General features: G+C 64.9%; 26 protein-coding genes. 18 read left to right on the top strand and 8 right to left on the bottom strand.

Annotated features, from left to right (window positions below; all coding sequences use genetic code 11):
* The first annotated feature begins 12 nt into the window (after positions 1-12).
* Both A5756_RS21330 and A5756_RS21325 read left to right on the top strand, forming a co-directional pair.
* Positions 13-453, top strand: a complete 441-nt coding sequence (locus tag A5756_RS21330; protein WP_066957196.1) for a VOC family protein — start codon at positions 13-15, stop codon at positions 451-453.
* On the top strand, positions 450-1,187 hold the full coding sequence (locus A5756_RS21325) for an SDR family NAD(P)-dependent oxidoreductase (RefSeq protein ID WP_066957195.1): 738 nt from the start codon (positions 450-452) through the stop codon (positions 1,185-1,187). The genes A5756_RS21330 and A5756_RS21325 overlap by 4 nt, the downstream gene beginning before the upstream one ends.
* On the opposite strand, the gene A5756_RS21320 is transcribed toward A5756_RS21325, so the two are convergent.
* Both A5756_RS21320 and A5756_RS21315 read right to left on the bottom strand, forming a co-directional pair.
* Positions 1,180-2,337, bottom strand: coding sequence for a Zn-dependent alcohol dehydrogenase (locus tag A5756_RS21320; RefSeq protein ID WP_066957193.1), 1,158 nt, complete (start codon positions 2,335-2,337; stop codon positions 1,180-1,182). The two genes, A5756_RS21325 and A5756_RS21320, sit on opposite strands and share 8 nt — an antisense overlap.
* On the bottom strand, positions 2,334-3,560 hold the full coding sequence (locus tag A5756_RS21315) for a cytochrome P450 (RefSeq protein WP_066957191.1): 1,227 nt from the start codon (positions 3,558-3,560) through the stop codon (positions 2,334-2,336). The genes A5756_RS21320 and A5756_RS21315 overlap by 4 nt, the downstream gene beginning before the upstream one ends.
* Positions 3,561-3,687: 127 nt before the next feature.
* On the opposite strand from A5756_RS21315, the gene A5756_RS21310 reads away from it, so the two are divergent.
* The 6 genes from A5756_RS21310 (at position 3,688) to A5756_RS21285 (ending at position 9,847) form a co-directional block, all read left to right on the top strand.
* A complete protein-coding gene (locus tag A5756_RS21310; protein ID WP_232005385.1) occupies positions 3,688-4,071 on the top strand; it encodes a Rieske (2Fe-2S) protein in 384 nt (127 codons plus the stop codon).
* A complete protein-coding gene (locus A5756_RS21305) occupies positions 4,068-5,114 on the top strand; it encodes an amidohydrolase family protein (RefSeq protein ID WP_066957188.1) in 1,047 nt (348 codons plus the stop codon). The genes A5756_RS21310 and A5756_RS21305 overlap by 4 nt, the downstream gene beginning before the upstream one ends.
* Entirely contained in the window at positions 5,111-6,259 is a 1,149-nt protein-coding gene (locus tag A5756_RS21300; protein WP_066957185.1) for an amidohydrolase family protein, read from the top strand. The genes A5756_RS21305 and A5756_RS21300 overlap by 4 nt, the downstream gene beginning before the upstream one ends.
* A gap of 137 nt (positions 6,260-6,396) precedes the next feature.
* Entirely contained in the window at positions 6,397-7,368 is a 972-nt protein-coding gene (locus A5756_RS21295; RefSeq protein ID WP_066957182.1) for an alpha/beta hydrolase, read from the top strand.
* A 95-nt stretch (positions 7,369-7,463) separates the two neighbouring features.
* Positions 7,464-8,606: an acyl-CoA dehydrogenase family protein gene (locus A5756_RS21290; protein WP_066957178.1), complete on the top strand. Its 1,143-nt coding sequence runs from the start codon at positions 7,464-7,466 to the stop codon at positions 8,604-8,606.
* Complete coding sequence (locus tag A5756_RS21285) at positions 8,603-9,847, top strand: acyl-CoA dehydrogenase family protein (protein WP_066957175.1); 1,245 nt, start codon at positions 8,603-8,605, stop codon at positions 9,845-9,847. The genes A5756_RS21290 and A5756_RS21285 overlap by 4 nt, the downstream gene beginning before the upstream one ends.
* On the opposite strand, the gene A5756_RS21280 is transcribed toward A5756_RS21285, so the two are convergent.
* Positions 9,844-11,814: a SpoIIE family protein phosphatase gene (locus tag A5756_RS21280; RefSeq protein ID WP_066957172.1), complete on the bottom strand. Its 1,971-nt coding sequence runs from the start codon at positions 11,812-11,814 to the stop codon at positions 9,844-9,846. The genes A5756_RS21285 and A5756_RS21280 overlap by 4 nt on opposite strands.
* A 208-nt stretch (positions 11,815-12,022) precedes the next feature.
* On the opposite strand from A5756_RS21280, the gene A5756_RS21275 reads away from it, so the two are divergent.
* The 3 genes from A5756_RS21275 to A5756_RS21265 are packed head-to-tail and all read left to right on the top strand — an operon-like array spanning position 12,023 to position 14,361.
* Positions 12,023-12,523 carry an oxidoreductase gene (locus tag A5756_RS21275; protein ID WP_066957169.1) on the top strand — a complete coding sequence of 167 codons (501 nt, stop codon included), beginning with the start codon at positions 12,023-12,025 and terminating at the stop codon, positions 12,521-12,523.
* 13 nt (positions 12,524-12,536) lie between these two features.
* A complete protein-coding gene (locus A5756_RS21270) occupies positions 12,537-14,027 on the top strand; it encodes a molybdopterin-dependent oxidoreductase (protein WP_066957166.1) in 1,491 nt (496 codons plus the stop codon).
* Between the two features lies 1 nt (position 14,028).
* Positions 14,029-14,361, top strand: a complete 333-nt coding sequence (locus A5756_RS21265; protein ID WP_231989101.1) for a hypothetical protein — start codon at positions 14,029-14,031, stop codon at positions 14,359-14,361.
* Positions 14,362-14,367: 6 nt separating this feature from the next.
* Here the strand turns inward: A5756_RS21265 and A5756_RS21260 are convergent, their stop codons facing one another.
* A complete protein-coding gene (locus tag A5756_RS21260; protein WP_066957163.1) occupies positions 14,368-14,754 on the bottom strand; it encodes a hypothetical protein in 387 nt (128 codons plus the stop codon).
* A gap of 275 nt (positions 14,755-15,029) precedes the next feature.
* Between A5756_RS21260 and A5756_RS21255 the strand changes: the two genes are divergently transcribed.
* Positions 15,030-16,241: a PPE family protein gene (locus tag A5756_RS21255; RefSeq protein WP_066957288.1), complete on the top strand. Its 1,212-nt coding sequence runs from the start codon at positions 15,030-15,032 to the stop codon at positions 16,239-16,241.
* A 73-nt stretch (positions 16,242-16,314) separates the two neighbouring features.
* Entirely contained in the window at positions 16,315-17,694 is a 1,380-nt protein-coding gene (locus tag A5756_RS21250; protein WP_066957161.1) for a PPE family protein, read from the top strand.
* Positions 17,695-17,753: 59 nt separating this feature from the next.
* Here A5756_RS21250 and A5756_RS21245 read toward each other — a convergent pair whose 3' ends face one another.
* Positions 17,754-18,758, bottom strand: coding sequence for a tellurite resistance/C4-dicarboxylate transporter family protein (locus A5756_RS21245; protein ID WP_066957158.1), 1,005 nt, complete (start codon positions 18,756-18,758; stop codon positions 17,754-17,756).
* Between the two features lie 209 nt (positions 18,759-18,967).
* On the opposite strand from A5756_RS21245, the gene A5756_RS21240 reads away from it, so the two are divergent.
* The 4 genes from A5756_RS21240 (at position 18,968) to A5756_RS21225 (ending at position 22,845) form a co-directional block, all read left to right on the top strand.
* Positions 18,968-20,158 carry a phosphatidylserine decarboxylase gene (locus tag A5756_RS21240; RefSeq protein ID WP_066957155.1) on the top strand — a complete coding sequence of 397 codons (1,191 nt, stop codon included), beginning with the start codon at positions 18,968-18,970 and terminating at the stop codon, positions 20,156-20,158.
* A gap of 103 nt (positions 20,159-20,261) precedes the next feature.
* Entirely contained in the window at positions 20,262-21,617 is a 1,356-nt protein-coding gene (locus tag A5756_RS21235) for a NarK/NasA family nitrate transporter (protein ID WP_066957284.1), read from the top strand.
* A complete protein-coding gene (locus tag A5756_RS21230) occupies positions 21,614-22,153 on the top strand; it encodes a DUF421 domain-containing protein (RefSeq protein ID WP_231989102.1) in 540 nt (179 codons plus the stop codon). Before A5756_RS21235 ends, A5756_RS21230 begins: the two co-directional genes overlap by 4 nt.
* A gap of 110 nt (positions 22,154-22,263) precedes the next feature.
* Positions 22,264-22,845 carry a DUF4396 domain-containing protein gene (locus A5756_RS21225; protein ID WP_231989103.1) on the top strand — a complete coding sequence of 194 codons (582 nt, stop codon included), beginning with the start codon at positions 22,264-22,266 and terminating at the stop codon, positions 22,843-22,845.
* Between the two features lie 71 nt (positions 22,846-22,916).
* Here A5756_RS21225 and A5756_RS21220 read toward each other — a convergent pair whose 3' ends face one another.
* Both A5756_RS21220 and A5756_RS21215 read right to left on the bottom strand, forming a co-directional pair.
* Positions 22,917-24,122: an amidohydrolase family protein gene (locus A5756_RS21220; RefSeq protein WP_066957282.1), complete on the bottom strand. Its 1,206-nt coding sequence runs from the start codon at positions 24,120-24,122 to the stop codon at positions 22,917-22,919.
* Between the two features lie 166 nt (positions 24,123-24,288).
* Entirely contained in the window at positions 24,289-25,320 is a 1,032-nt protein-coding gene (locus A5756_RS21215; RefSeq protein ID WP_066957149.1) for a hotdog fold thioesterase, read from the bottom strand.
* A gap of 184 nt (positions 25,321-25,504) precedes the next feature.
* Between A5756_RS21215 and A5756_RS21210 the strand changes: the two genes are divergently transcribed.
* Positions 25,505-26,362 (top strand): SDR family oxidoreductase, encoded by an 858-nt coding sequence (locus A5756_RS21210; RefSeq protein WP_066957146.1) that lies wholly within the window; start codon positions 25,505-25,507, stop codon positions 26,360-26,362.
* A 28-nt stretch (positions 26,363-26,390) separates the two neighbouring features.
* Here the strand turns inward: A5756_RS21210 and A5756_RS21205 are convergent.
* Positions 26,391-26,628: aldehyde dehydrogenase family protein (locus A5756_RS21205; RefSeq protein ID WP_156659748.1), on the bottom strand; the 238-nt coding region annotated here is incomplete at its 5' end.

Here is a 26,628-nt window from a genome sequence, read left to right as displayed (position 1 = left end):
GAGAGGAAGCCAATGTTGGGTGTTCACCATGCCGCGATCTGCACCGCCGACGTAGAGCGCTCGAAGCAGTTCTGGCGCGACGGCCTCGGACTCGCCGAACTGTTCGACCATACCTTCACCGGGAACTGGCCAGAACTGTTCGGCGCCAAGACCGACCGGTTGCAGTCGATATTCCTGGGCGATCCCCAGGCGCCCGATACCGGCATCGTCGAACTGGTCGTCTTCGAGGGCGCCGACGAGGCGGCCGTGCCTTTCCAGCGTCCGCGGCACGGCTTCTTCCTGCTCTCCCTGCAGCGTGACGTCGACGAGACGCTCGCCAGGCTCGCCGAATTGGGATTCGCCGACGGTGTTCATCGAATCACCATGCCGGCTCTGGGCGGAAAGACGGTGCCGATGGCTATCATCACCGCGCCCGATGGCGTCCTGGTCGAGCTGATCGGACCGGCGCAATGACGGCGCTGGTCACCGGCGGCGGATCCGGAATTGGGCGTGAAGTTGCCGGACGGCTCCGCGATGCGCGCCATGACGTAGTGGTGTGGGATCTGGTCGGTGGCGACATCGCCTGCGACGTCAGCGATCCCGACGCGGTGTCGGCCGCCATGGAACAAACCGTGCGCGACCACGGCGCGCCCACGCGAATCGTCGCTTGCGCCGGAGTCGGCGCGTCGGGCCTGTTGTTCGAGCAGTCACCCGCGGAATGGAACCGAGTGTTGGGGGTCAACCTCACGGGCACCTGGCTGACGATTCGCGCCGGGGCGCGGGCACTGGTCGACGCCGGGGTCGGCGGCTCGATCGTTGCGGTCTCCAGCATCAGCGGCACCGTCGCCGATCGGGACATGGGTGCCTACTGCGTGTCCAAGGCGGGAGTGGACATGTTGGTGAAGGTCGCAGCCGTGGAGTGGGGTGCTCACGGCATCCGGGTCAACGCGGTGGGGCCCGGCGTCACGCGCACGCCGATGCTGGCGAAACCCGAACAGCTGCCGGGCTGGGTGGAAGCACTGTCCGAACGGACGCCGCTGGGCGGTCTGGGGGACGCCGTCGACGTGGCCGGCGCGATCATGGGTGTCCTCGAGTTGCCCTGGGTGACGGGCCAAGTCGTCCACGCGGACGGTGGCCTTGCGCTGCACAGTCCGATCGACGCCTACGGTCAACTGCAACGGGTGATGGGCCGGAAAGGCCTCAGCTGAGCCCGAAATCGATGATGCCGCGGATGATTTTGCCGTTACGGAGGTCGTCGTAGGCATCGTTGATCTCATCGAGGCGGTAGCGGCGGGTGATCATCTCATCAAGCTGGAGCTGCCCGGTTTGATAGAGCCGTGCCAGCCGGGCGATGTCCGCCCTCGGGTTGCACGAGCCAAAGATGGTCCCCGCCAGCGTCTTGTTCATCAGGATGAAGTCCTGCAGGTCGATCTTCACCGACCGGGTGAGCTGTGATGTCATGCCGGTGAGCACACACGTCCCGCCCTTGCGGGTCAGCTGCAGCGCATCGCGGACGTCACCCGCGGTGATCAGCGAAGGGGAGACCACCACGGCGTCGGCCATGACGCCGTATGTCAAGTCCCGCACCATCTCCTGCGCTTCGGCGATCGTTCCAGCACTGTGGGTCGCGCCGAACTGCAGCGCCGATTTCTGCTTGAAGTCCACCGGGTCCACGGCGATGATCTGCGCGGCGCCGCTGATCCGTGCGCCCTGGATCGCGCCCGTGCCGATTCCGCCCGCGCCGATGACGACGACCGTGTCACCGCCGCGCACGCCTGCGCGATTGGCGGCCGAACCGAAGCCGGTCGGAATGGCGCACGACAACAACGCGCTTGGCGCCAACGGCAGGTGCGGCTCGATCTTCACCAGTGAATTGGTCGACACCACAGTGTGTTCGGCGAACGCCCCGACCTTGGCCAGATGGCCCAGCGGCCGGCCGTCGGCGGTGTGATGGCGAAAGGTGCCGTCGGTGGGCATACCCGGAGTGAGGGTGAAAGCGCCGACGTCACAGATATATTCCATACCCGTCGCGCACCAGCGGCATTGTCCACACACCGCGACGAACGACATCACCACGTGGTCGCCGGGGGCGAAGTCCGTTACCCCATCACCAACTTGGCGTACGACGCCGGATCCCTCATGACCTCCGATCGTCGGGAACATGGTTGGTAGGCCGAGGGATCGCATCACCTCGTTGGGTGCCGACATGTCCCCTTTGAGGATGTGGTCGTCGGAGTGACACAGGCCGGCGGCCGCCATCTCGACCAGGACCTCGCCGGCGCGGGGCGGATCGAGTTCGAATTCCTCGACGGACCAGGGTCCGCCGACGTCGTGCAGGAGCGCCGCGCGGCTTTTCATGTGGCCGGGGCGAACGTGACCGGAAGCTTGTTGGGGGAGCGGAACGTCAGCCCGACGATCTTCGATTCCTGGCCGGTTCCGTCGTCGGCCACGAAAGCCAGATCCTTGACGCGGTCGAACAGGCTGTTCAGCATGACCCGGGTCTCGAGCCGAGCCAGGTGCATGCCGAGGCACATGTGGATGCCGCCGGCGAACGCGATGTGGGCGTTGCGTGGCCGGTTGATATCGAATACATCTGGGTCAGCCCAGCGCGTTTCGTCGCGATTGGCCGAGCCCATGCACAGGTCTATCTGGGCGTCGGCCGGTATTGTCTTGCCGCCGATCTCGATTTCTTCGGTGGTGGTTCGCATGACCATGGTCAGCGGGGTCTCGACCCGCAAACCCTCCTCGATGGCCACGGGTATCAACGACCGGTCCCGGGACACCATCGCCAACTGGTCGGGATGGGTCAGCAGCAGGTACAGCAAGTTGCCAGACGACCGGTAGGTGGTCTCCAGCCCGGCGGGCAACAACAGGCGCAGGAACGCGATGATCGCCTCGTCGGTGAGCTTCTCTCCGTCTATCTCGGCCGCCACCAGGTCGCCGATGATGTCGTCGGTATGATTGCGCCGCCGCTGCTCGACTTGTTCGAGAAAATAGCCGTGCAGCTCCTCCGCCGCGTTCAGCCCCGCCATGATGTCGGCCTGGATCGAAATAAGGCCGAGGGACAACCGCCGGAACATGTCCAGATCCTCCGGCGGTAGCCCGAGCAACTTCGAAATGATCCGGGTGGGAAATTCGAACGTCAGCGCCTTCACCAAGTCGGCGTGGCCATCGTTCTTGATCTCGTCGATCAACTGATCGCAGATCGGCGCGATGACCGACGGTTCCCAACGTTCCAGGGCGGTCGCTCGAAAAGCCTTCGCCACCAGGCTGCGATGATCGTGGTGTTCCTTCCCGCCCATCGCGAGGATGGTATGGCCCATCACCAACCCGATCGTCTTGTCGTAAGCGGCCGACGTGAAGATCCGGTCGTCGCGGAAGGCCCGATGGACCGCGTCGTAGCTGAACAAGACCCACTCGTCGCTGGGCCGCAACTCCTCCGGTATCTGCTCACGATCGCTCAGTTCGCCGTGCCACACGGGCTCCGTGCGCCTCATGTATTCGAAGAACGGATAGGGACTGGTTTCGCCGGTGAGGTCGAGTGTGACGGGCTGGTTGGCGGGGTCGGTGCTGAGCGTCATTCAGCGCTCCTCCTGGGCAGCCGGTAAGCGGGTTGGTACGCGGGATCATCGCTATCATAGTATAAATAGCAATTAAGCCCAACGGGGCTTGTCGTGGTTACCGTAACGGGCTCAGTATTGAAGCTGCGTGGCGTCGGAGGCGGTGATGCAAGTGGCCGAGCGGCGATTCGTGTGCTCGCTGGACGACCTACCGCCCGGCGGGATGAGGCTGGTGGACGTCGGGAAGTTCGGCGTCGGCGTGTACAACGTGCGCGGCCAGTTCTACGCGATCGTGAACTATTGCTCGCACGAAGGCGCCCCGCTGTGCCTGGGTCTTCTCGGCGGGACCAACGAGTTCGCCCCCGACGAACCCGGCGGGCTGCGGCGGGTCCGTGACGGACAAATCGTCCGGTGCCCTTGGCACAACTGGGAATTCGACATCACCACCGGTCAAAATCTCGCCGATCCGGCGCGGCGGATCCGCACCTACCCGGTCGATGTCACCGACGGGGAGGTGTACCTGACCGCATGATCAGCCCGGTCATAGATGCCAATGTGCAGCCGCACTTCCGCTCCAACGCGGAGATCCGGCGCTACCTGCCCGCCGCCCACCAGCTGCGGTCGATCCCCGACGTCGAACAGCAGTGGTACTCCGCACCCGGCGGCGACTACCGGCAAGACCTCTACGGGGAGCACTACCCGGGGTCAGACCCGGAGACGGTCATTCACGACCTGTTCGCGCAGGGCGTCGAGTACGCCATCCTCAACCCGCTGACCCGCGGCAACATCGCCGACTACCTGCTCAACAGCAGAATCTGCGCGGCGGTCAACGACTGGCTGCTCGACCGCTGGATCGAGCCCGACAACACCGATCGATTCCGGGGCACCATCCGCGTCAACCCGGAAGACCCCAAGGGGGCCGTCGCGGAGATTGAGCGCCTGGGCGATCACCCGAAGCTGGTCCAGGTCGGTGTCCCGATGCAGTCACGCGAGCCCTACGGCAAACCGATGTTCGAGCCGATCTGGGAGGCCGCGGCCGCACAAGGGTTGCCAGTGGCGGTGCACATCAACGGCGGCAACGGCGTCGACTATCCGCCCACCTTCGCCGGGCACGCCCATACCTATCCGGGATATGCCGCGTTCATGCCGCTGAACTACTTCGTACATCTGGCGACCCTCATCGTCGAGGGTATGTTCGGCAGGCACCCTGGCCTCAAATTCGTTTTCGCCGACGGCGGCTACGACATCCTCACCCCGTTGATCTGGCGGCTGGACACCTTCTGGGTGTCGATGCGCGACCAGACGCCGTGGGTCGACCGCTACCCGAGCGAATACCTGCCTGGCCACGTCAGGTTCTGCTCGTCTGCCTTCGACGGACCGACCGACGCCGGCGACGCGCAGCGCTGGATGGAGTTCAGCGGCAAGTCCGACCTGCTGATGTACGGGTCGGCGTATCCCCATTGGTCCACTACTCCGCCGCAGACCGTTGCCGAGTGCCTTGATCCCTCCCAACGCGACAAGGTGCTGTGGCGAAACGCCAGCGAGCTGTACGGGCTGAAGGAGCGTGTCCGATGACCACGATCGAACGGGTCGATTCGCCGACCGGTCATGACGACGAAATTGCGGTGAGCATCGTCGACACCGACGTGCACCCCTTGCCCGTCTCGACCGACGTGCTCAAGTCGTACGCGCCACCCGAATGGGTGGACAAGATATGGCCGACCGGAAACGCCGTCACCCCGGTGCCGCATTTCTACGACACACCGGATTCGTACAAGACCATGTCGCTGCGCATGGATGCCGCCCCGCCGGGTGGCGGGTTCGCGGGCAGCGACCCGGGGTTCGCCGCCAAGCAGTTGCTGCTCGACGCCGGCGTTAGCATCGCGACGCTGGAACCGATGTGTGACGCCCAGCTGCCACAGGCCGAACACGTTCTGAAGTCCGCCTACAACGACTGGCTTGCCGACGTCTGGCTCGACACGAACAACGAGCACGGCCGGTGGCGCGGATCGATCAGCGTCAGCGCGCAGACGCCCGAGCAGGCGGCGCGCGAGGTCGAACGGTGGGCGGGACACCCGTACATGGCCCAGGTGCTGATGACACCGCAGACTCGTGGGATCCCCTTTGGCAACCCACATTTCGACCCGCTCTATGAAGCCGCGGCGCGCAACGGTTTCCCGGTCGCCACACACCTGATGGGGCAGACACCGTTCGAGCTGATCCCGCTTTATCCCGTCGGCAACCCCGCGCATTGGCACGACTTCTTTGCGTCCTGGCCATTGCTATATGTCTCGCACTTGATGAGCCTGGTCTTCGACGGCGCTTTCGACCGCCACCCTGACCTGCGGGTGGTGTTCGTCGAAGGGGGCTTCACGTGGGCGATGCCGGTGATGTCGCGGATGGACCGCATCTGGGAAGCCCGCCGCGGCGACCTGCCCCACGTGCGGCGCCGCCCGTCGGAGTATGTGCGCGAACATGTTCGGTTCACCACCCAGCCGCTGGAAGATGCCGATACCGTGCAGTTCCGCGAGTACCTCGAGATGATGGACCTGGGCGACAACCTGATGTTCTCGACGGACTACCCGCACTGGAGCTACGACTCGCCGACCTATGCGATCAACCGATTCCCGGCCGACCAGCGCGAGCGGATCATGCGCGGCAACGCGACCGCTCTCTACGGGCTACCGGCGACGGTCAAGGCGCTTCCCGGGGAACGGTGAATCCCGCCCGAGCTGAAGCGATACGCACCTCGTCTTTCACCACACGGAATCGCAGGTCTACCTTGAAGAAGGTTTCCGGCACGGCCCCGCGCCGGGACCGGACGAGCCCGCATGCCGAGCCCGGAAGACGAGAAGGTATGACACAAACGAATCTGACGCGGCCACAGGGCCTTAACCGGATCGACCCGGTGCTCCGGGAGGCCGCCACCTCCTTGGGCGTCGTCGAATTCCGCGTCGAGACACTGCCCGCCGAACGGGAGCACGCCAACCGGCTCGCAGCCGAGCGCGCCGCCGCGGCCGGCACCGCCGAGGTGGCCGTCGAAACGCGCACCATCGCCGGCCCGGGCGGGCATGAGCTGAACCTTCGCTTCTACCGGGGTCCCGACCTCGATCAAGCCGGGTCAGGTGCACCCCTTGTGCTGTACGCCCACGGCGGGGGATTCGTGACCGGCAACTTGGACACCGATCATGCACCGTGTGTAGAGCTGGCCAAGGAAGCCGGATGCCTGGTGGTATCGGTGGACTACCGGCTCGCGCCGGAACACCCGTGCCCGGCCGCGTTGGACGACGTCGAGGCCGGCCTCTACTACGCCATCCGCAATTGCGCCGAGCTGAAGGCGGACGTCAACCGCATCGCCGTGATGGGCCGCGACGCGGGTGCGGCGCTGGTCGCGGGCCTGAGTCAGCGCATGTTCGATGACGAAGGCCCACAGATTCTGGTGCAGATCCTGCACCAGCCGATGCTCGATTCCGACGCCACCCAATCCCGGCGCGAGTTCCAGCGCACGCCGGGCCTCAATGGGCCGGCCGTGAGCCGGGCGTGGGGCCATTACCTCGGTCATGCGAGTGCCAACGGCCAGCACGTCCCCGCGCACCGCGCGAACCTCGAGGGCCTGCCGCCGACGTTCATCAGCTGCGCGGAGATCGATCCGTGCCGCGACGAAGCCATCGACTACGCGAACAGGCTGTTGCACGCCTACGTGCACACCGAATTGCACGTCATCGCAGCGGCATTCAACGGGTTTGACTCGTTGGTTCCCGATTGGGTGGTTTCTCAGGAGAACCGGGCGCTGCACGCGCGTTCGCTGCGCCGTGTATTCGCCATGTAACGCTGAGCAGCGCTATCGACGGAACTCCGGTATCTCTTACCGTAGTGCTCGTTGCTACCATCGAAAACGCCGGAGAACTCTCCACGAGAGGCAGCATGACCACACTCGACTCTCCCGAAAAGACGCTGTTCACCTCGACCACCCAGGCTTTTCTGGAAAAGGAAGCGCCGCTGCGGCGCGTGCGGGAGTTGCACGCCGCGGGGGTGTCGTTCGATCCGGCATGGTGGCGGCGCGCCGCGGAACTCGGCTGGACGGCCCTTTTGGTGCCAGAGGAATTGGGCGGCGGCAGCGTCTCGGACAGCGGTTTGGCGGATCTGGCCATGGTCGCCGAACAGCTCGGCAAGACCGTGGCGCCCGGGCCGTTGTATCCGGTCAGCGTCGTACTGACCGCGCTCGTCGAGTGTGCGGACCGGCAATCGCACGCGGACACCATCGAGGCGCTGATGTCCGGCGAAAGCGTGGCATCGTGGGCGGTTTCGGAGCCGGGCCAGGGGTGGGCGCCGCTGAATCCGTCGGTGACGGCCACCCCGACCGATTCGGGCTATCGCATCGACGGCACCAAGGACCGGGTCGAGGCGGGCGCGCAGAGCGCGGTGCTGCTGGTGGTGGCGCGCAGCGGTGATGAGCTCCGCCAGTTCTTGGTCCCCACGGACGCGCCCGGCGTCACGATCGAGCCCCAGCAGTCGGTCGACCTGGTCAAGCAATATGCCCGGGTGCGTTTCGACGGTGTGATGGTGGATCGAACGGCGGTGGTCGGCACCGCCGGCGAGACCGCCACCCTGATCGACCGGCAGAGCCAAATCGCGCAGACCCTGCAGTGCGCCGAGGTGGTCGGCGTCCTGCAGACGGTGTTCGACCTGACCGTCCAGTGGGCGTTGGACCGGCACACCTTCGGGCGCCCGCTGGCGTCCTACCAGGCCCTCAAGCACAAGTTCGCCGACATGAAGCTGTGGCTGGAAGCCTGCCGGGCCACCACGGCCGCGGCGGTCGCCGACGTCGCCGCCAACTCACCCGGGGCGGGCCTGTCGGCCAGCATCGCCAAGTCCTACGTGGGCGAGATGGCCGGCCAGATCGTCCAGGCCTGCGTGCAGATGCACGGCGGCATCGGCGTCACCTGGGAACACGACCTGCACCTCTACCTGCGCCGAATCACGTTGTATCGCTCCATGTTCGGAACGCCGGAGGACCACAACCTGCGCGTGTATGAGCACGAGAAGGCGGGGCGTTTAAACAAATGACGCCTACCGAATCCGTTGCCGAGTTCGCGGCCCGGGCCAGGGAATGGCTGGCAGACAACATGCCCCGCATCGATCCCGAGTGCCCGCCGCCCGCCCCGCGCGACGACGAACGATCCTGGCAGCGGGCCAGAGAATTGCAAAAACGGCTGTATGAAGGCGGATTCGCCGGGATCTGTTTCCCGCGCGAGTACGGCGGCCTCGGCCTGGACTACGAATATCAGAAGGCATTCGACGCGGAGACCATCGACTATGAGATGCCGCTGATCCTCAACACCCCCACGTTCACCATCTGCTGCGCCACGCTGCTCGACACCGGCAGTGAGGATCAGAAGAAGCAACACCTCGCGGCGGCGCTGCGTGGCGATGAGGTGCTGGTGCAGCTGCTGTCCGAGCCGAGCGGCGGATCCGACCTGGCCGGCGTCCTGACCCGGGCCGAGCGCCAGGGCGACCGCTGGGTACTCAACGGCGCCAAGACGTGGAGCACCAGCGCGTTCGCCGCTGACTACGGACTGTGTCTGGCCCGCACCAACTGGGATGTGCCCAAACACGAGGGCTTGACGATGTTCCTGGTGCCCATTGCTCATCCGGGAATTACGTTGCGGCGCATCACCATGCTGAGCGGTTCCACCGAGTTCTGCGAGGAGTTTCTCGACGGGGTGGACGTCGGCGACGACGCCGTCGTCGGGGAGGTCGACGGCGGCTGGGCGGTGGCGTCGCGGCAGCTGTACCACGAGCGCCGGGCGGTGGGGCAGGGCTCCGAGTTCGCCAGTGGCAGCGGCAGCGAGGGCGGCAACGCGAATCCCGTTGACTACGTGGCCCTCATCGAGAAAACGGGTCAGGCCGGGAACGAACGCGTGCAGCAGATGGCCGGGCGCGCACTCGTACAACGTGCGGTGGCCGAGCAGTTGATCGGTCACGTCTACCGCAGCGTCCGAGATGGCACACTGCCGCCGGCCGTCGGCACACTCATCAGGCTGTTCCACGCCGAGACCGTGTTCGTGGATGTCGATACCGCCATGGCGATCGCGGGAAGTGCCGGCGTGGTCGGAGAACCCGGCGACGGCCTGGAAACCGGCCTGCGCTACCTGGCCCGCCAGACCGTCGCGATGGGCGGCGGCACCACGGAGATGGCGCGCAACGTCATCGGCGAGCGGGTGCTTGGCTTTCCGCGGGAATACGCAGCCGACCGGGGCGTGCCGTTCAAGGAGGTGCGGCACGGCCGGCGATCCGACCGGCCCTAGCCCTCGGCGACGAGATTCTCGGCGAGCCCGCCGGCCACCGGCAGTTGTACCAGAGACAAGACGTGGTGCGCCGGGCTCCCCGGCGGGGCCACCAGCACGTACTCACTGCCCTGTCGTTGTGCACGGTCGCGCGCGGCCGCCAGCGCACTGACGCCGGCCGACCCGAGCTGGGTAACGGCGCTGAGATCGATGGTCAACGGCGCTACGCCGGAACGGCTTTCGACCGCGATCTGGCGATCCAGTGTGGAGGCGGTAGTGGAGTCGACGTCGCCGCTGACGACGATGCGGCCCGGTTCGGTGACCACGGAGACGAATTCGGAGTTCGCCGACCGCTGCTGCTGATCGGCCCGGCTGATGAGTGTGTCCGTGACGAAATTGGCGGGCCGCGACAGGCGGTGCGTCAAGCTGGCGGTGGTTCCGCCGGGCCCGTGAGTGACTTGGGCACTGGATACCAGGGCTTCGGCCATGGCCAGGCCGCGGCCGCGACCCTGCTCGCCTTCGCGATGATCCTTCCACTGCCCATGGTCGATGACCGACGCGTACAGGTTGCCGTCTCCGGCCAGCGACGCCTCCACGACAACCCCGTCGGAAACCTCTGTGGCGTAACCGTGTTCGACCGCATTCTCGACGAACTCCGAGATCGCGTGCACGATGTCGGAAATGTCATCGGGGGCGGCGCCGACCTCGGAGAGCCACTGACGCAGGCGGGAGCGAACCGCGCGTGCGGCATGAATCGTGGCATCCAGCGTCATCTGGAGCGGTGGCGGCGGCGTACGCCGTTGCGCCGCAAGCAGTGTGATGTCGTCGCTGTAGCCGGTCGACCGCAGCAACAGTTCCAGCGTCTCCGAACAGATGCGGTCGATTGGCCGCCCCGAGGACTCGATCACGAACCCGCCCTGGCCACCGGCGATGTTGGCTGCCAATTCGGCGAATTCGGCGGTGCTGGCCACCAGCGGCCGGCCGGGACGTTCGATAAGACCGTCGGTGTAGAGCATGACCGCGTCGCCCACGCCCAGGAATTCGGTGCGCACCGGGAAACCCGTGCCGCTGCCCAGCGGCCCGGCGCCGGACGGCTCAAGGTAACGCGAATCGCTCTCCGAACCGACGAGCAGCGGCGGCGGGTGCCCGGCCGTGCAGTACTGGAATTCACCCGTGCCGAAGTCGAGCGACCCCACGCACACGGTGGCCGACCTCGAGCCGGGCACATGTTCGTGGAAGCGGTCGACCGCCGCCAGCGCCTCGGCGAGCGGGTACCCCGCCACAATCTGCATCCGCAGCGCCGTGCGCAATTGCGACATCACCGCGGCCGCCTCGACGCCATGGCCGACGACGTCGCCGACGATGAGCACCAGCCGATCCCCAAGGGGGATCGCGTCAAACCAGTCGCCACCGGCGGCCGTGTCCTCCGCGGCAACGAGGTATTCGGCGGCCACGTCGGCGCCGGGAACGACGGGTACCGAAGGCGCCAGCAGTGCCTGCTGCATGACGGTGGCCGAGTCGCGCACGTTGCGGTACCGCTCGGACAACTCCTCCATGCGCGACTCGGCGGCCAGCCGTGCCCGCACCCGGTCGGTCACGTCGACGAAGGCGAGCTGTACCCCCTCGATCGAGCCGTCGTCGCCGCGCCGCGCCGTGACGATGAAGTCGAAGAAGTGCTCTTGTGCCGTCCCCGAGCCCTCGAAGTCGGCTTGCACCCGCCACTCGGTTCCCGATTGCGGTTCGCCCGTCTCGTAGACCCGGTCGAACATTTGCAGGATCTGCTGGCTCTCCAGCTCGGGGTAAACCTCCCGCACCAGCAGCCCGATGCTGTCGATCGGCGGACTGAGCGCTCGGTAAGCGGCATTGACCGCGATGAATCGGTGGTCGGGCCCTTCGAGGCCAACCAACAGCGCGGGGACATTCTCGAAAATGCGGCGGACGTCGTCGGCCGCGCCCACGGTCTTGTCCCAGTTTCTTTCGGCCGCCATTGACCGTTCCTCCTACGGACCCATTCCTGGGCTGAGTCCCGCAAGCTGGTCCCAAAGCGCTGAGCACTCGCCAGGCACAGTCAGTAAGAGTATCAATGGCAGCCGCATGCTCAATGCAACAGTTTCCCAGCGTGGCGTGCGGGCCGGCTCGAGCCCGGCAATTTAACCAGGACGGTTTGTAATTAATCAGCGTGGGTACCACGCTCCCATGGTCGATGTCGTCCTGGGGCGGCTGATCTCGCTCTGGCGAAGCATCGTGTCGTCATCGGTGCTTACCCTCAATGGCTGGGTCGCCTTCAACCTGCCGCGAACGGTGACCGCATTGGGCGGATCGCTGCTGCTGGGCCTGGTGGCCCTGCATGCCTACATCTTGACCACGGAACCGGGGTTGCCCCTGTACTTCGCCGTCTACTCTGCTTTGCTGGGCGTCTGTTGCCTGGCGGCCGCTGGCGCCATGGTGTTCGCCACCAAACCGCGTGTGCCACAAGTGGGCTGGTACTCGGGGAGTCTGGTCTGCCTGACCTTCATCGTCATCTACGTAGTCAGCCGGTGGGTCACCCTGCCGGGGCTGGAAGCGCTGACCGGCCGATGGGACCTAGCGCCGGGCACGTTCGCTGTTGTGTTCGCCGCCGGCTTCATCGCGGTGCACACGACTGTGCTCTCCGGCATCAACGTGGCCTACCCGCAACGACAACAGTGGTACGACTGACTGGAGCTCAGGCATGACGACGCTCGACTACCCGGTGTGGCTGCGGGTGGACCATTGGCTGAACGTGCTGTTTCTGACGCTGCTCATTCGCAGCGGCATCGAAATCCTCTCCACCCACCCGAAGCTGTATGGGCAGGACGACAGCAGACCCGGCAGCGAATGGGCGCGCTTCACCCGCAAAGTCATGCCGCGGGACCGGTTATACGACACGCTCGACGAAGAAGAGGACTATCACCCGATCGTTGCGCTGCCCGGCCATGCGCAGTTGGGCATGGGGCGGCATTGGCACTTCATCTCCGTCATCGGCTGGATATTGGTGGGGCTGTCTTACTACATCCTGCTGTTCGCGACCGGGCAGTGGCACCGGTATTGGCCGTATTCCTGGTCCATCTTTCCTGAGGCATGGAACGACATCGTCACCTACATGTCGTTCAACCTGCCGCCGCTGCTCCCCGGAGAACCCTTGGATGCCATTCAGAAGCTGACCTATGCGGGTGTTGTCTTTCTGCTTGCACCCTTCCAGATCCTGACCGGTGCCGCCCAGTCTCCCGCGATCGAGGCGCGGTTTCCGTGGTATGTGCAAATGTTCGGCGGCCGTCAGAAGGCCCGCAGCCTCCATTTTTTCGGACTGCTCGCGTTCATTGTGTTCATCGCGATCCATCTGTCGATGATTTTTTTCTGGGGCTGGGGCAGGCTCACCGCCTTGATGATCTTCGGGTCGGTGCGCAACGCCTATTGGGCTACGGCGCTGTCCTTCGTGATTATCGGCGCCGTTGTCGCCATTCATTGGGCGGCCACCAGCTGGAGCCATCGCAGTCCCCGGTCGGTGCAGCGCGTACTCGGGGCCGTGACCACCGGTGCGCGGCTACTCCTGTTGCGGCCGCTCAACTCCCGGCAGAATTACCCGCCGAGCAAGATCTCTCCGCAACACCGAGTCAACGGCAAGCCCCCAACGGGCATCGACTTCAAAGTGATGGCCGCCCATAACTTCGTTGACTGGCGACTGCGAGTGGGTGGCCTCGTCGAGAATCCTGTGACGCTGGACCTGGCCGCTCTGCGGTCTCTGGCGGAGCCGGAGTCGCAGTGCGTCATGCATAACTGTGTACAGGGATGGACCAGCATCGCCGAATGGAAGGGCCTGCATTTGGGCCGACTCGTTGAACTCGTGCGCCCCCTGCCACAGGCAAAATACGTCTGCTTCCTCAGCATGCAAGACAACAGCACCGACGAACCGGCCTCACATGGCGGTGGCCAGTTCTACGAGGTCATCGATCTGGAGTTCGCCCGCAAGCCGCAGACGCTGCTGGCATACGAAATGAACGGGGCGCCACTACCGATCAAGCATGGTGCGCCGTTGCGGTTGCGGGTCGAAACTCAGGTCGGTTTCAAAATGACCAAATGGATCAACCAGATTGAGTTCGTCGAGGACTTCGCCGGCATCGGCTTCGGGACGGGGGGCTGGCGCGAGGACCGCGTCTTCTACGACAAGGACGTGGAGATCTGAGATGACCGACATGACCGAGGGAGCCAGCGAGCAAGTCGGTTTGCGTCCGGAGCTGATCGGTTTGGATGCCGTGGCGCGTCAGTGTGTGCTCGACCTGATCGCCGTCAAAGGCGGGCACTGCGAGGCCTGTGGCGCGACGGATTTCGCGGTCGGCGATGCGATGATCATGGGCTTTCTCTTTCTCGACGAGGACGCCGACGCTTTCCTGGTAGCGCTGACGTGTCGCAACCCCGAGTGCCCCAAGCCCAGGACCGCGATCAGGTTGAGCGGCAAGGATTTTCTGTCCGAGGAGCAAATGGCTCGCGCCGTGTCCCTCAGGTCCACAATCGCGTGACACCAGCTATGGGCGAAGGAGGCGTCGCCATTTCGCCGCGCGCCGCACCCGCCTGTTGGTCCCGCCCTCTCGCAAATCCGTGAGATTGGGCCGCGCCAGCTTGAATCTCTCGATCAGGGGCGACACCGCCCGAAATTCGTCACACAGCGATTGAAACCGGCGCTCGTCGGCGTCGGTGAGCAGACCGATGGAACTGTAGTGCGCCATCCGCGGAAGCCGTCCGGCGAGCGCCGTTCCCCATCGGACGCTGAGGTCGTAAATGTCTTCGTCGCTGAAGACGTCCTCCGCTTCCTTTTGCTCGCCGAGTTCCTTCAACCTCTTGAGTTGCTCGGCAAAGAACTCAACGTCGTCATCGATGCTGACTTGCACATGACCGTCCGGTGCCGTGCTCATGGGGCCCTCCTTTCCCGCACCCTGCAGCGTCCGACATCGCTATCGGTCGGGGAGTACCCCGCGGGCATCGCTTCAACATGCGATGCCCCAAATAATGCATCAGGAAACAGTTGCGCATAGTAATTGTTTTCAGGATATCGACAGGATTCGGTACGCCCACTCCCAGCGTATAAACGTCCAAACCGGGAAGTCGCCGAGGGATAAGAAGCAATGCACCGCGCTTGGGGTGGATTGTGGATCGATTTGCGGGCCTGGGTAGGAGGTATTGTGTGGCAATAGATTTCGGCGTGCTTCCGCCGGAAATCAACTCGACTCGCATGTATACGGGCCCGGGTGCCGGACCAATGTTGGCGGCGGCGGTGGCATGGGACGACGTGGCAGCGCAGCTGCACGCCACGGCGGCGAATCACACCTCGGTTGTCTCCGGGTTGACGGCCGGGTGGCGGGGTCCGGCGTCGATGGCGATGGCGGCCGCGGCCGCGCCCTACACGGCGTGGATGAGCACTACAGCCGGCCAGGCCGAGCTGACGGCAGCCCAGGCGCGGGCCGCGGCCGCCGCGTTCGAGACCGCGTTTGCGGCGACCGTGCCGCCGGCGTCGGTGGCGGCGAACCGTGCTCGGCTGCTGGCGCTGATCGCGACGAACTTTCTCGGGCAGAACACCCCGGCGATCATGGCCACCCAGGCCGAGTACCTGGAGATGTGGGCGCAGGATGCGGCCGCCATGTACGGCTACGCCGGCTCCTCGGCGGCGGCTGCGCAGGTGGCGCCTTTTCAGCCGCCGCCGCAGACAACCGACCCGGCCGGCGTCGCGGGGCAGGCTGCGGCGGTCAGCCAAGCCACCGGCACGGCGGCCGGCGCCCAGGCGACGCACCTGCCGCAATTGTTAGCCGCGACGCCCGAGGCGCTGCAAACCCTCGCCGCGCCCATGCAATCCGCGGCGCCCGCCGCGGCTGCCGATCCGCCATCCCTTGCTTCGGCGCTCGACGGGTTCATCACCGGGCCGCTGTCACCATTGTCGTTGTTCACCATTCCCGGTGTTCCTTATCTCCTTGGCACGCAAAGTTATCTGCTCCCGCAGGCCGCCGCGAACTTGACCAGGTCGGCGGAGAATTACTCCAAAGCACTGGCCAAGGCAACCACTGTAGGAGTGCCGCGCATGGTCAGCGCGCCCGTGTCGGCGGGCATTGGCCGCGCGGGCGTGGTGGGCGGATTGTCCGTGCCGCAAGGCTGGGCAACGGCCGCCCCCGAGATCAAGGCGGTTGCCGCGACATTGCCCCAGAGCAGCCTGGCTGCGGCCCCGGCGGCGCTTGTCGCCGACGGCCAGGGCACCCTCGTCGGCAACATGGCCCTGTCCGGGTTGGCCGGCCGCGCCGTGGCCGGAACCGGCGGGGCGGCAGCCCGTTCCGCCGGCATGGGGAGCGCCACCCCCGCCGCCGGCGAGGCCACCACGGCGAACATCTTTGTGATCCACGAGGCCGGCGAATGATGACGAACGGCGCGACGTCACCATCAGCGGCTGAAACCGCCAGCGCACTCCCGGCGAATCAAGGAGGCTAGCAATGGATTACGGGACATTGCCACCGGAGATCAATTCCGCGCGCATGTATGCCGGCCCAGGATCGGGATCGATGCTGGCCGCCGGCGCGGCGTGGGATGGGCTGGCCGCCGAACTGCGTTCGACCGCAGCCTCCTATTCGTCAGTGATCTCGGGGCTGACCACCGCATGGCTGGGTCCGGCATCGGCGAGCATGGCGGCCGCTGCCGCGCCATACGCCGCGTGGTTGAACGCCACCGCAGCGCAAGCCGAACAGACGGGAAACCAAGCCAGGGCGGCGGCGGCGGCTTACGAGGCCGCCTTCGCGGCCACCGTACCGCCGCCGGTGATCGAAACGAACCGCGCCGAGCTCGAGTCGCTCATTGCCACGAACACACTCGGTCAGAACACCGCGGCTATCGCCGCAAACGAGGCACGATACGCCGGCATGTGGGCCCGTGATGCCGCAGCAATGTACGGCTACGCCGGCCAATCCGCGGCGGCCTCCGCGGTAACGCCGTTCGATTCGCCCGCGCAAAATACAAACCCGGCCGGCACCGCGGCGCAGACCGCCGCCGTGAACCAGGGCGTCGGCACCTCAGCCGGAACGAACACTCAGTCCGCCTTGTCCCAGCTGACATCCGCGACTCCCACCGCGCTGCGAAGCCTTGCGGCTCCGGCGGCGGTGGATCCGCCGCCGTCCTCGTCATTGGCGAGCTTTCTCAGCAGCCTGAACTCTTCCCCGCTGGCGAAGCTCGCCGGTAACGTGGAGCTGATACCCAAGGCGGTCCTGCCGGCCAATGACGTAATGATCAGCACCATCATGGGTTTGGTGATCGGGGCGCGGCATCTGGGTGACCTGACGGTCGCGGTCAAGGCCGCGACCCCAAGTCTCGCGACCGGGTTGGGTTCGGCGGGAACGGCATTGGGAACGACCGTGTCGGCGGCTGTCGGTCAGGCCGGCCTAGTGGGAGGGCTAGCGGTTCCACCGAGTTGGGCCGTGGCCACTCCCGCGATCAGGACTGTCGCCGCGGTGTTGTCGGGCACTTCGGAGAGCGCCATCGGCGCGGCCGTGGTGAGCGAGGGCAGCTTTTTCAGCGGGTTGGCTGCGGCAGGCATGGTCGGAGGCGCGCTCGGCGCCGCACTGCCCAGGGCCGCGGCGGGCGCCGGCGGCAAGGGGCGTGACCGCTCGGCCAAAGACGGTGCAAGTCTCAAAGACAGTGATTCGCCTGAAAACTTGCAACGCGTTGTGGCTGACATGGCGGAGAACCCGGAAAGTGTGCAGCATTGGCACACCGATCCCGACCACCTTGATGGCTTACTGGACGAACTGCGAAAAAAACCGGGTACGCACGCGGTACACGTGAAGAACGGAAAGCCCAGGGTGACGCTGCCGGGTTCGTAACGGACGCAGGCCCGGACGAATACGGCTCCGGACAACCACTTGGCGGGGGCGGCGCGCCGTTATTGGCGCGCACCGGCGAGGGCTCGCGGGATGCGCAATAAACCGGCGATCGCCACTATCGACCAGGCCAACAGCGCGTCCCAGAAGAACACTAGTGCAACGGTGTGCAGCGATCGCATATTAGCCTCGCTGGCGATCATGTTGATGGCCACCGAATACATCCCCAGCGGGAACACGAGCGTCCACCACGAGCCGGTGAATCGCAAAAGCTTGGGCCGCTGCTCGACGCGGTGCAAACCGAAATAGATCAACGGCGGTATCCACAACGTTGCCGCTGCCCACGCCGTCAGCATGATCGCAAACACACCCGCCGCCAGCCAGTTTGGAGCTTGGACGTGAATTTCGTGGCCAGCCACCACGGCGATGGCAAGCGCGCCCATCAAAATCCAAGTGTCAGGCTGGAATCCTTCACGGTCCAGCCGCTCGTCGACGGCGCGCCACACAATCAATGCGGTCATCGCGATGTAGATGGCCAGTGCCAAAACCCACGTAACCACCGCGGCTATCAACCATTGACCGTGCCCGGTACTGCTTGCGAGCTTGGCGGCCACGATTGCCAGGCCGGACGTGGCTACGCTGAACAATAACCATGCGCCGTGGACCTGGTCGCGCGACGCAGTCAAGCGCTGCGTTGCCAGGTTGCGCAGGCTGGATAGAGCCAGGCCCAGCCAAGCCGAACCGGCAATGGCGCCAAGAACCGGAAGTATCAGCGGGTGGGCGGACGAAAGCCGGTTGCACAGCACGGCGCATGCGGCAACGAAAGTGAACAGGGGCAGCGAATTCTCGAGCTCCGCCAAGCCCCAGGGAAGTAGCCGGCGTTTGGCCGTGGCGAGCACCACCGCAAGTGCTACCAAGACCGCCCAAGCCAGCAGCGCGATCACACTGAGCGCGTTGCTGGTTGACGTGTACTGATGATCCTTGGCGGCGGTGGAGAGGATTCCGGTCGCCATCACCGCTGCGAACGCGTCAGGGGAGACGTTGATGCTACTCAGTCGAATCGCCATGCCAGGGCCTTCTTTACGTTTGAATCATCGCTCAGCTATGAGCCCGACCACAACCGCCGACTACCCATCACGGTCGAATGCAATCCGGAAAAGGACTCGCTCGCCGGTCCCCTTGGCCTGACCGCCGCACGGCGGCCTGTGTTATCTCGGCTTTGAGGGGGTACGCCTCACGAACGAAACATGTCGGGAATGACCGTGGGAGAAGTGAGATGAGCGATCCTGATGCGATCATCCGAAAGCTGCGCGATGTCATCGAGAAGGAACAGGGACTGGCGGACCTCCTCGAGCGGTCGTTGAAGCAGGCTCGCGAATCGGCCGAGGCCGAGTTGCGGCCGGAGTTGTTCGCCGCGCTGGAGTGGCCGGCCAACCTGGATGAGTACGAGGAGTATCTGAAGAGCTTCGTCAGATGGGTGCCCCGCCAGTCCGATGCGGAGGCATGGCAAGGGGCCGACCCCGCTGAACGACAGGCCCAAGAGGTCAGCGACCGGACAGCACACTTCTTCTTCCTCGTTGACCAGGGGGTGGACGGGGCCGCGCCGCAGGGCTCCAAGGTCTTTCGCGACTGGATGACCGAGTTCTCGCGGCAGTGGGGCAGCTTCTTGGACACCGCTGATTCGTTCAGCCCGGAGATCCTGCAGTCCTTCATCGATTTCGCGCCCGAGTATCGGGTGCATGAGTCGCTGGTCGACGGAAAGCCCAACATGCCCAGCGGTTGGTTGACGTTCAACCAGTTCTTCGGTCGTGAATTGAACGGGGGACTGCGCCCGATCGCCGAACCCGGCAGCAATTTGGTGGTGACCTCTCCCGCCGACTGCGTCTTCCAGCACGCCTACGACATCGACACCGACTCCAACATCCCGCCGGTAACCCTCAAAGGCGTCAACACTTTTGGGAATATTAAGCAGCTCATTGAGGGTAGCGCATACAGCGAGAGCTTCGGCGGAGGGACGTTTGTGCACTACATGCTGAAGCCCAACTCGTATCACCGTTACCACCTGCCCGTCTCTGGCCTGGTGAAAGAGACCTTCCTCATCAGCGGACAGGTATTCATGCAGGTGTCTCTCGACGGCCACGAGTTCAAGTCCAGCGATAGCGCAACCACCGGTTACGAGTTCTTTCAGAACCGCGGCGTGGTCACCATCGACACGTCGGCTTCCGACTGCGGCGACATCGGTGTCGTCGCGGTGATTCCGGTTGGTATGGCGCACGTATCGTCGGTGACGCTGACCGCAGTCGAAAACACACAAATGGCAAAGGGCGACGAGTTCGGCTACTTCCAATTCGGCGGTTCGGACATCATCATCCTCTTCCAGGAGGGGGTGGACCCGCAGATCGACACCGGCGAAGGGTACCGACTCTTCGGCACGCCAGCAGCCCGCTGCAAAGGCCGGGCCCGATGAGGATGGGATAGCTTGGTCACCTCACAACGACTTAATAGGTAAGTCACAGCCAATCATTCGGTGTGTGGGGTTTGCCAGAGGCGCGGTCGGGCACGCGGTCAACATGGCCCGCTCACACGACATCCTGCACTGGAACCCGGAAGACACCAAGGCCTGGGAGGACGGCAACAAAGCCGTCGCGCACCGAAACATGGCATGGTCGATCGCGACCGACCACGTGGCCTTCGGCGTCTGGTCATTGTGGTCGGTACTGGTGCTCTTCATGCCCGAATCGGTCTACGGGTTTTCGGCAAGCGACAAGTTCCTCCTGGTCGCCGTCAATACGCTAATGGGTGCGCTGATGCGCATTCCCTACACGGCCGCGATCGGCATCTTCGGTGGGCGCAACTTCACGGTGGTTTCCACTCTGGTGCTGTTGATACCCACCGCGGGCACGATCGTCCTGCTGGCCAATCCAGGCCTGCCGCTGTGGCCATATCTGGTGTGTGCGGCGCTGACCGGGCTCGGCGGCGGCAACTTTTCCGCGTCCATGACCAATGTCAACGCCTTCTATCCGCAGCGGCTCAAGGGGTGGGCGCTGGGGCTCAACGCGGGCGGCGGCAACATCGGTGTGCCGGCGATCCAGCTGGTAGGCCTGCTGGTGATCGCGGTGGCCGGCCACCGGCAGCCGTACTGGGTGTCGGGGCTCTACATGGTGCTGCTGACCGCGACCAGCATCGGCGCCTTCATGTTCATGGACAACATCAAGGAGTACCGGGTCAATTTCGTTGCCATGAAAAAGATGATCAAGCAGCGCGACTCGTGGCTCCTCTCGCTGCTCTACGTTGGCACCTTCGGTTCATTCATCGGATTCTCCTTCGCGCTGAGCCAAGTGCTGCACATGAAATTCACCGAAGCGGGGCAAAGCTCCGCCCACGCTTCGTTACATGCGGCCCAAATCGCTTTTGTGGGACCGCTGTTGGGGTCAGTGGCGCGGGTCTACGGGGGCAAGCTCGCCGACCGTTTAGGCGGTGGCCGGGTGACGTTGACCGTCTTCGGCGGTATGAGTCTCGCCGCCGGATTACTCGTCTTCGCCAGCACGCTCGAGGACAACAACGGCGGCCGCCTCACCGCCACGTCGATAGTCTGTTACGGCGTCGGCTTCGTCTGCCTGTTCCTTCTAGCCGGGGCCGGCAACGGATCAATATACAAGATGATCCCCTCGGTATTCGAGGCCCGCAGTAGGTCGCTCGATCTCAGTGACGACGACCGCAAGCAGTGGTCGAAAAACGTTGGGGGAGCGATGGTTGGGTTCGCCGACTCGATCGGCGCGTTCGGTGGATTCGCCATCGACATTGTGTTGCGGCAGTCCTACCTGACCGCTCGCACCGAGACGCCGGCCTTATGGATCTTCCTCGGGTGCTACATCGGGTTCGCGATCCTGACGTGGTTCTGTTATGTGCGCACCGATCGAGAGTGAAACGGGTGATCGTGATGCACGACCTATTACTCGAGCTGTACAACGGGTGGCGGCCGGCGCTGTACGCGGCCGTCAAGGCGTTAGCACTGTTCCTCACCGCCGCCGCGGCTTTCCGGCTGACGCTGCGGCGCACGATCGCTGAGTTCACGCCATTCGACTGGGTCACCGCCGTCGCGGTGGGTGCCATCGTCGGTCGCACAGCGACGGCCGCCGGCACCTCGTGGCTGACCGGAGCGGCCGCGCTGCTCACCCTGATCGCCGCGCACGACATTGTCGCGCGCCTGCGGTTCATTCCATGGGTGCGCAGACTCGTCGATCCGCCGGTACGGGTGCTCATCCGTGATGGCCAACTCGACGAGCGGAACCTGCTGCGTTGCAGACTGACTCACGAGGACATGGATGTGATCCTGCGCCAGCACGGTCACCGAACCGCTGCCGATGTCCACTTGGCGCTATTCGAGACCAAAGGGGTGGTCTCGGTCTTCGGCGGTCCCGACAGGACGCAAACGACAACCCCGCTGCGAGGTGATTCATAATGGTTCCACCTACCTGGTTGACCGCCGTCTCATGGGTCTCGTTGGCTTTGGGCTTCACAGTGGCGGCCGTAATTCTCGGCGACATCTACGCCCGCGGATACCGACAGCGGATGGGCATCATGGAGGCCGTCTGGCCGGTTACCGCGCTCTATTTCGGGCCGGTAGCGCTGTGGATGTATTGGCGCTACGGCCGTCCGAACAGCCGTCGCTGGTTACGCGAGCACGACCTCGACCGACCGCCCGATAAGCCGGATTGGGCTACCACCGCCATCGGGGTAAGTCACTGTGGCGCGGGATGCACGCTCGGCGACATCATCGCCGAATTCGCTGTCTTCGCACTCGGCTTGGAGCTGCTTGGGCGCGCCTTGTTGCCCGAATACATCGGCGACTATGCCGCCGCCCTGGCGTTGGGTGTCCTGTTCCAGTATTTCGCGATCGCCCCGATGCGCGGGCTGAGCTTCCGGAAAGGCATGCTCGCGGCGGCAAAGGCTGACGTCTTGTCGCTCACCGCATTTGAAGTTGGCCTGTTCGGCTGGATGGCCGTGATGTCGTTCGCTCTCTTTCCGTCGCCCCTGCATCCCGATTCGGCCGCGTACTGGTTCCTGATGCAGATCGGGATGATCATCGGGTTCGCAACGGCCTGGCCGGCGAATGTCTGGCTGATCCGACGAGGGATCAAGGAGGCGATGTAGTTCTTTCGTGTGCGCTTAGCAGGTCGGGCCCGCGACGGCACCGGGCATCGGAGTAGGTTCCGGCCAGCGCCCTAGGCCGAGACGGGTTTCTTCGCCGGCGCCGACACCTTCATCAGCTTCATCAGGTTGCCGCCCATGATCTTTGCGACGTCGGCCTCGTCGAAGTCGGCGAGCTCGTCGACGAAGGAGATGGGGTCCTTCAGGCCTTCGGGATGCGGCCAGTCCGAGCCGAACAGCACCCGGTCGGTACCCACCATCTTGACGATCTCGGTGAACCGGTCCTCCCAGAACGGGGTGATGTAGACGCAGCGCTTGAACGCCTCGATGGGATCCTCGCTGAACGACTGCGGCATCTTCTTGTAGACGCCCTTGAGGCCCTTGAAAAGGTCCGGCACCCAGTCGGCGCCGTTTTCGATCGACAAGATCCGCAGCTCGGGATTGCGGGAGAGCGCGCCGTGGCAGACCAGCGCACCCATCGCGTCCAGGATCGGCCGGTGGCCCATCGCGAAGCTCCGGAACGCGGTCGGCTTGAAAGGCAGGAACTCGTCGCCCGGCTCCCACACGTTCGCGAACTCCGAGTAGCCACTGTCCGAAGCGTGCATCGAGACCGGAATCTCGGCCTTGATGCAGGCCTGCCAGAACGGGTCGAACTCCTCGAGGCCGAACGACCGGCTGCCCTTGTAGCCGGGCACCGGCGCTGGGCGGACCAGCACGGTGCGCGCGCCGCGCTCCAGGCACCACTGAAGCTCTTCTAGCGCGCGGTCGACGATCGGCAGCGTGATCACCGGGGTGGCGAAGATGCGGTCCTTGTAGTTGAACGACCATTGCTCGTGCATCCACTGGTTCAGCGCGTGGATGACGTCGTGGGTCATCTCCGGGTCGTCCTTCATGCGCTCCTCGACCAGGCTGGCCAGGGTCGGGAACATCAGGGCGTAGTCGATGCCCAGCTCGTCCATGACCTCCAGCCGCGCGCCCGGCTCGCGGAAGGCGGGGATGGCCTTCATCGGCTCGCCCAGGATCTCCCGGTAGCTCTTGCCCTGCGCGCCGTTGCGGAAGTAGTCCTCCTGGGCGCCCGGCTTGGCGACCTTCTCGAAGGTCGGGTTCGGGATGTACTCGCTGATGTGGCCGCGTACCACGATCTTGGTGCGGCCGCGCACCTGCACGTAGTCGATGACGTTCTTGCGCTTCTCCGGGAGGAACTTGGTCAGTGCCTCCTGCGGCTCGTACATGTGGTTGTCCGCGTCGAAAACGGGGAAGGAAAGTTCGCGAGACGGCATGGCGATCTCCTTGCGGAAGTACTCGGGTTCTCGGTAGGTGGTAATGACGTTACCACTTTGGTCCCGCCGCGTGTAGCGCCACCGGGGCCCGGTCGTCGCGCTGGCCGTCACGCTGGCGTGACGTTCGATGGCAACTGCCACGCTGGCGTGACGCTCGTAGCCCCGGCTAAGCGTCTGGCCAGTTGGGAAGCTCCGGCGTCGTCCCGTTGATGACGGCGAAATTCACCGTCGCGGTCGCGGCGAGCTCGTCGCCGGCCTCGCCGTAGATGTCCACCTGCATCACCATCGCCCGTCGCCCGGCCCGCAGCATCCGGGGGACCGCGAAGGCGGAGCCCTGGCGGATCGGGCGCAGGTACCGAATGAAGAGGTCCGCCGTCGTCATCGTGGTGTCCGACTGCAGGTAGTCCAGCCCGAATTGTCCGCCCGCTACATCGACGAGCGTCGCGATCAGGCCGCCCTGCAGTGCCCCGGACGTGTTGACGACGGCCGGGCTGACCGGCATGGTCATCGCGAATTCGCCATCGCGGGTTCCCGGCCGCATGCCGATCTGCGCGAAAAGTTCGCTCAGCGACGGCGTGCTCGATTCTTCTTCGCCGTCCCGGATACCCAGGGCGCGACTGCAGAAGTCATACAGTTGACCGACGTCGACCGGAGCTCCGTTCAATTCCGTTCCCAGCCAATGCAATCGCTGTGCCCCCATCACCGTCTGCATGACGATGGCGGCCGCCGCCCCGACGTCCACTCCCGGGTTGAAGACGCCCTCGGTGATGCCCTGCCCCACGATGTCGCGAATGAGTCGATGCAAGGGTGAGAGCACCCGGGCGTAGTCGCGTGGACGGGTCTCGGCCAGATGTTGGTTGTAGAGGGTCAGTGCGCGATTGAGGCTGTCTTGGGTGCTCGATTCCGGTTGCTGGCTGACGCGATCGATCACCAGCTTCAGCGCCGCGGTGCTGTCCAACCCGTCGGTCTCGGTGCGCCAGGTTTGCACCGATTGGGCGATGGTCCGGTCGAACAGCGCGAGCAGCAGCTCGTCCTTGCTGCTGAAATGCTGGTAAAAGGCGCGCAACGACGTTTTGGAGCGGGCGACGACCTCCTGCACGGTGAAGTCGGTGCGTCCCGTCTCGCCCAATATCTCGACCGCCGTCTTGATGAAGCGGTCGCCGCGCGTCACTTCGACGTCGTCGCCAAGGTCGGTCATGAGCGATTCGTCCCCTTCCCTGGCGCGTTGCGCGCTATGAGAATGAGGTTACCGCGGGCACGTTGTGTATCCGAGAAACCGGCGATTCCGGCCGACACATGGTTCACAGAGACGTGGGTCGCCTCGGCGGCTTCGTTGTCACGATCCGCTCTACCAGCCGCGATTCAGGGATTAGGCTGCTGAAATGGCAGCGAGCATGTCCGGGAAGGTTGCATTCGTCACCGGCGGCGCGTCCGGCATCGGCGCGGCATTGACCACCGCGCTGGTCGACGGGCACGCCGAGGTCTGGATCGCCGATCGGCAGATCGGCCCTGCGCGGGAGTTCGCACAACGCCTCAACAGCGGCGGTGGTAAGGCGCACGCGATCGAACTCGATGTGCGCGACTACCCATCGTTTGAGCGCGCCGTCGCCGAGGCGGTGCAGCAGTCCGGGCGGATCGACTACCTGTTCAACAATGCCGGCATCGGAGTCGCCGGTGAGGTCGACAAGTACACGCTCGACGATTGGAACGACGTCTTCGACGTGAACCTGCGCGGTGTCGTGCACGGTATCCAAGCGGTGTATCCGATCATGATCCGGCAGCACTCCGGGCATATCGTGAACACGGCCTCCATGGCCGGTCTCATGACAACCGCGGGCCAGGCAAGCTACACCGCCACCAAACACGCCGTCGTCGCGTTGTCGAAATCGTTACGGCTAGAGGCCGAGCGCCACGGGGTGCAGGTCTCGGTGCTCTGTCCCGGAGTGATCCGGACCCCGATCCTTACCGGCGGCAAGTACGGACGGACGGAATTAGCAGGCATCAGCAACGAGGAAATCCTGAAAATGTGGGAGCGGATGCGCCCGCTGGCGCCGGAGAAATTCGCCGAGCGCGCCCTTCGCGCCGTGTTGCGCGGAGACGCGATCATCGTGGTGCCCGCATGGTGGAAGGTCTTTTGGTACCTTGAGCGGCTCTCGCCCGCGTTGTCGATGCGGGCCGCAAAAAGCATGCTCAAGCGCGCCCGTGAAATGGAACGGGCCTCGGCGCCGTCGGCGGGTTGACGATCGGTTTCGGTGCGGCTGACGACGATCAGGAAACCGCTATGGATTTCATCTCCAGGTAGCTGTCGATTCCCTCGGGTCCCAGTTCGCGGCCGTAGCCGCTGCCCTTGACGCCGCCGAACGGGGCGAACGGGTCCATGGTGTAGCCCTGGTTGATCCCGAGGGTGCCGCTGCGGACCCGGGCGGCGATGGACAGAGCCCGGTCGGTGTCAGCCGTCCATACCGATCCGGCCAGGCCGTAGTCGGAGTCGTTGGTCATCGCCACC

This window comes from Mycobacterium sp. 852002-53434_SCH5985345 (assembly GCF_001667155.1).
Lineage (GTDB): Bacteria > Actinomycetota > Actinomycetes > Mycobacteriales > Mycobacteriaceae > Mycobacterium.
Note: the sequence above shows the minus strand (reverse complement) of the source record. Positions and strands in the feature narration are given on the sequence as shown.

Coding starts and splice junctions, on each gene's coding strand:
- A5756_RS21290 (WP_066957178.1), top strand. CDS start 7,464: ATGACCACACTCGACTCTCCCGAAAAGACGCTGTTCACCTCGACCACC.
- A5756_RS21305 (WP_066957188.1), top strand. CDS start 4,068: ATGATCAGCCCGGTCATAGATGCCAATGTGCAGCCGCACTTCCGCTCC.
- A5756_RS21210 (WP_066957146.1), top strand. CDS start 25,505: ATGGCAGCGAGCATGTCCGGGAAGGTTGCATTCGTCACCGGCGGCGCG.
- A5756_RS21275 (WP_066957169.1), top strand. CDS start 12,023: ATGGTCGATGTCGTCCTGGGGCGGCTGATCTCGCTCTGGCGAAGCATC.
- A5756_RS21315 (WP_066957191.1), bottom strand. CDS start 3,560: ATGACGCTCAGCACCGACCCCGCCAACCAGCCCGTCACACTCGACCTC.
- A5756_RS21260 (WP_066957163.1), bottom strand. CDS start 14,754: ATGAGCACGGCACCGGACGGTCATGTGCAAGTCAGCATCGATGACGAC.
- A5756_RS21220 (WP_066957282.1), bottom strand. CDS start 24,122: ATGCCGTCTCGCGAACTTTCCTTCCCCGTTTTCGACGCGGACAACCAC.
- A5756_RS21265 (WP_231989101.1), top strand. CDS start 14,029: ATGACCGACATGACCGAGGGAGCCAGCGAGCAAGTCGGTTTGCGTCCG.
- A5756_RS21270 (WP_066957166.1), top strand. CDS start 12,537: ATGACGACGCTCGACTACCCGGTGTGGCTGCGGGTGGACCATTGGCTG.
- A5756_RS21280 (WP_066957172.1), bottom strand. CDS start 11,814: ATGGCGGCCGAAAGAAACTGGGACAAGACCGTGGGCGCGGCCGACGAC.
- A5756_RS21225 (WP_231989103.1), top strand. CDS start 22,264: ATGGGCATCATGGAGGCCGTCTGGCCGGTTACCGCGCTCTATTTCGGG.
- A5756_RS21250 (WP_066957161.1), top strand. CDS start 16,315: ATGGATTACGGGACATTGCCACCGGAGATCAATTCCGCGCGCATGTAT.
- A5756_RS21320 (WP_066957193.1), bottom strand. CDS start 2,337: ATGAAAAGCCGCGCGGCGCTCCTGCACGACGTCGGCGGACCCTGGTCC.
- A5756_RS21215 (WP_066957149.1), bottom strand. CDS start 25,320: ATGACCGACCTTGGCGACGACGTCGAAGTGACGCGCGGCGACCGCTTC.
- A5756_RS21235 (WP_066957284.1), top strand. CDS start 20,262: ATGGCCCGCTCACACGACATCCTGCACTGGAACCCGGAAGACACCAAG.
- A5756_RS21300 (WP_066957185.1), top strand. CDS start 5,111: ATGACCACGATCGAACGGGTCGATTCGCCGACCGGTCATGACGACGAA.
- A5756_RS21295 (WP_066957182.1), top strand. CDS start 6,397: ATGACACAAACGAATCTGACGCGGCCACAGGGCCTTAACCGGATCGAC.
- A5756_RS21325 (WP_066957195.1), top strand. CDS start 450: ATGACGGCGCTGGTCACCGGCGGCGGATCCGGAATTGGGCGTGAAGTT.
- A5756_RS21245 (WP_066957158.1), bottom strand. CDS start 18,758: ATGGCGATTCGACTGAGTAGCATCAACGTCTCCCCTGACGCGTTCGCA.
- A5756_RS21285 (WP_066957175.1), top strand. CDS start 8,603: ATGACGCCTACCGAATCCGTTGCCGAGTTCGCGGCCCGGGCCAGGGAA.
- A5756_RS21330 (WP_066957196.1), top strand. CDS start 13: ATGTTGGGTGTTCACCATGCCGCGATCTGCACCGCCGACGTAGAGCGC.
- A5756_RS21240 (WP_066957155.1), top strand. CDS start 18,968: ATGAGCGATCCTGATGCGATCATCCGAAAGCTGCGCGATGTCATCGAG.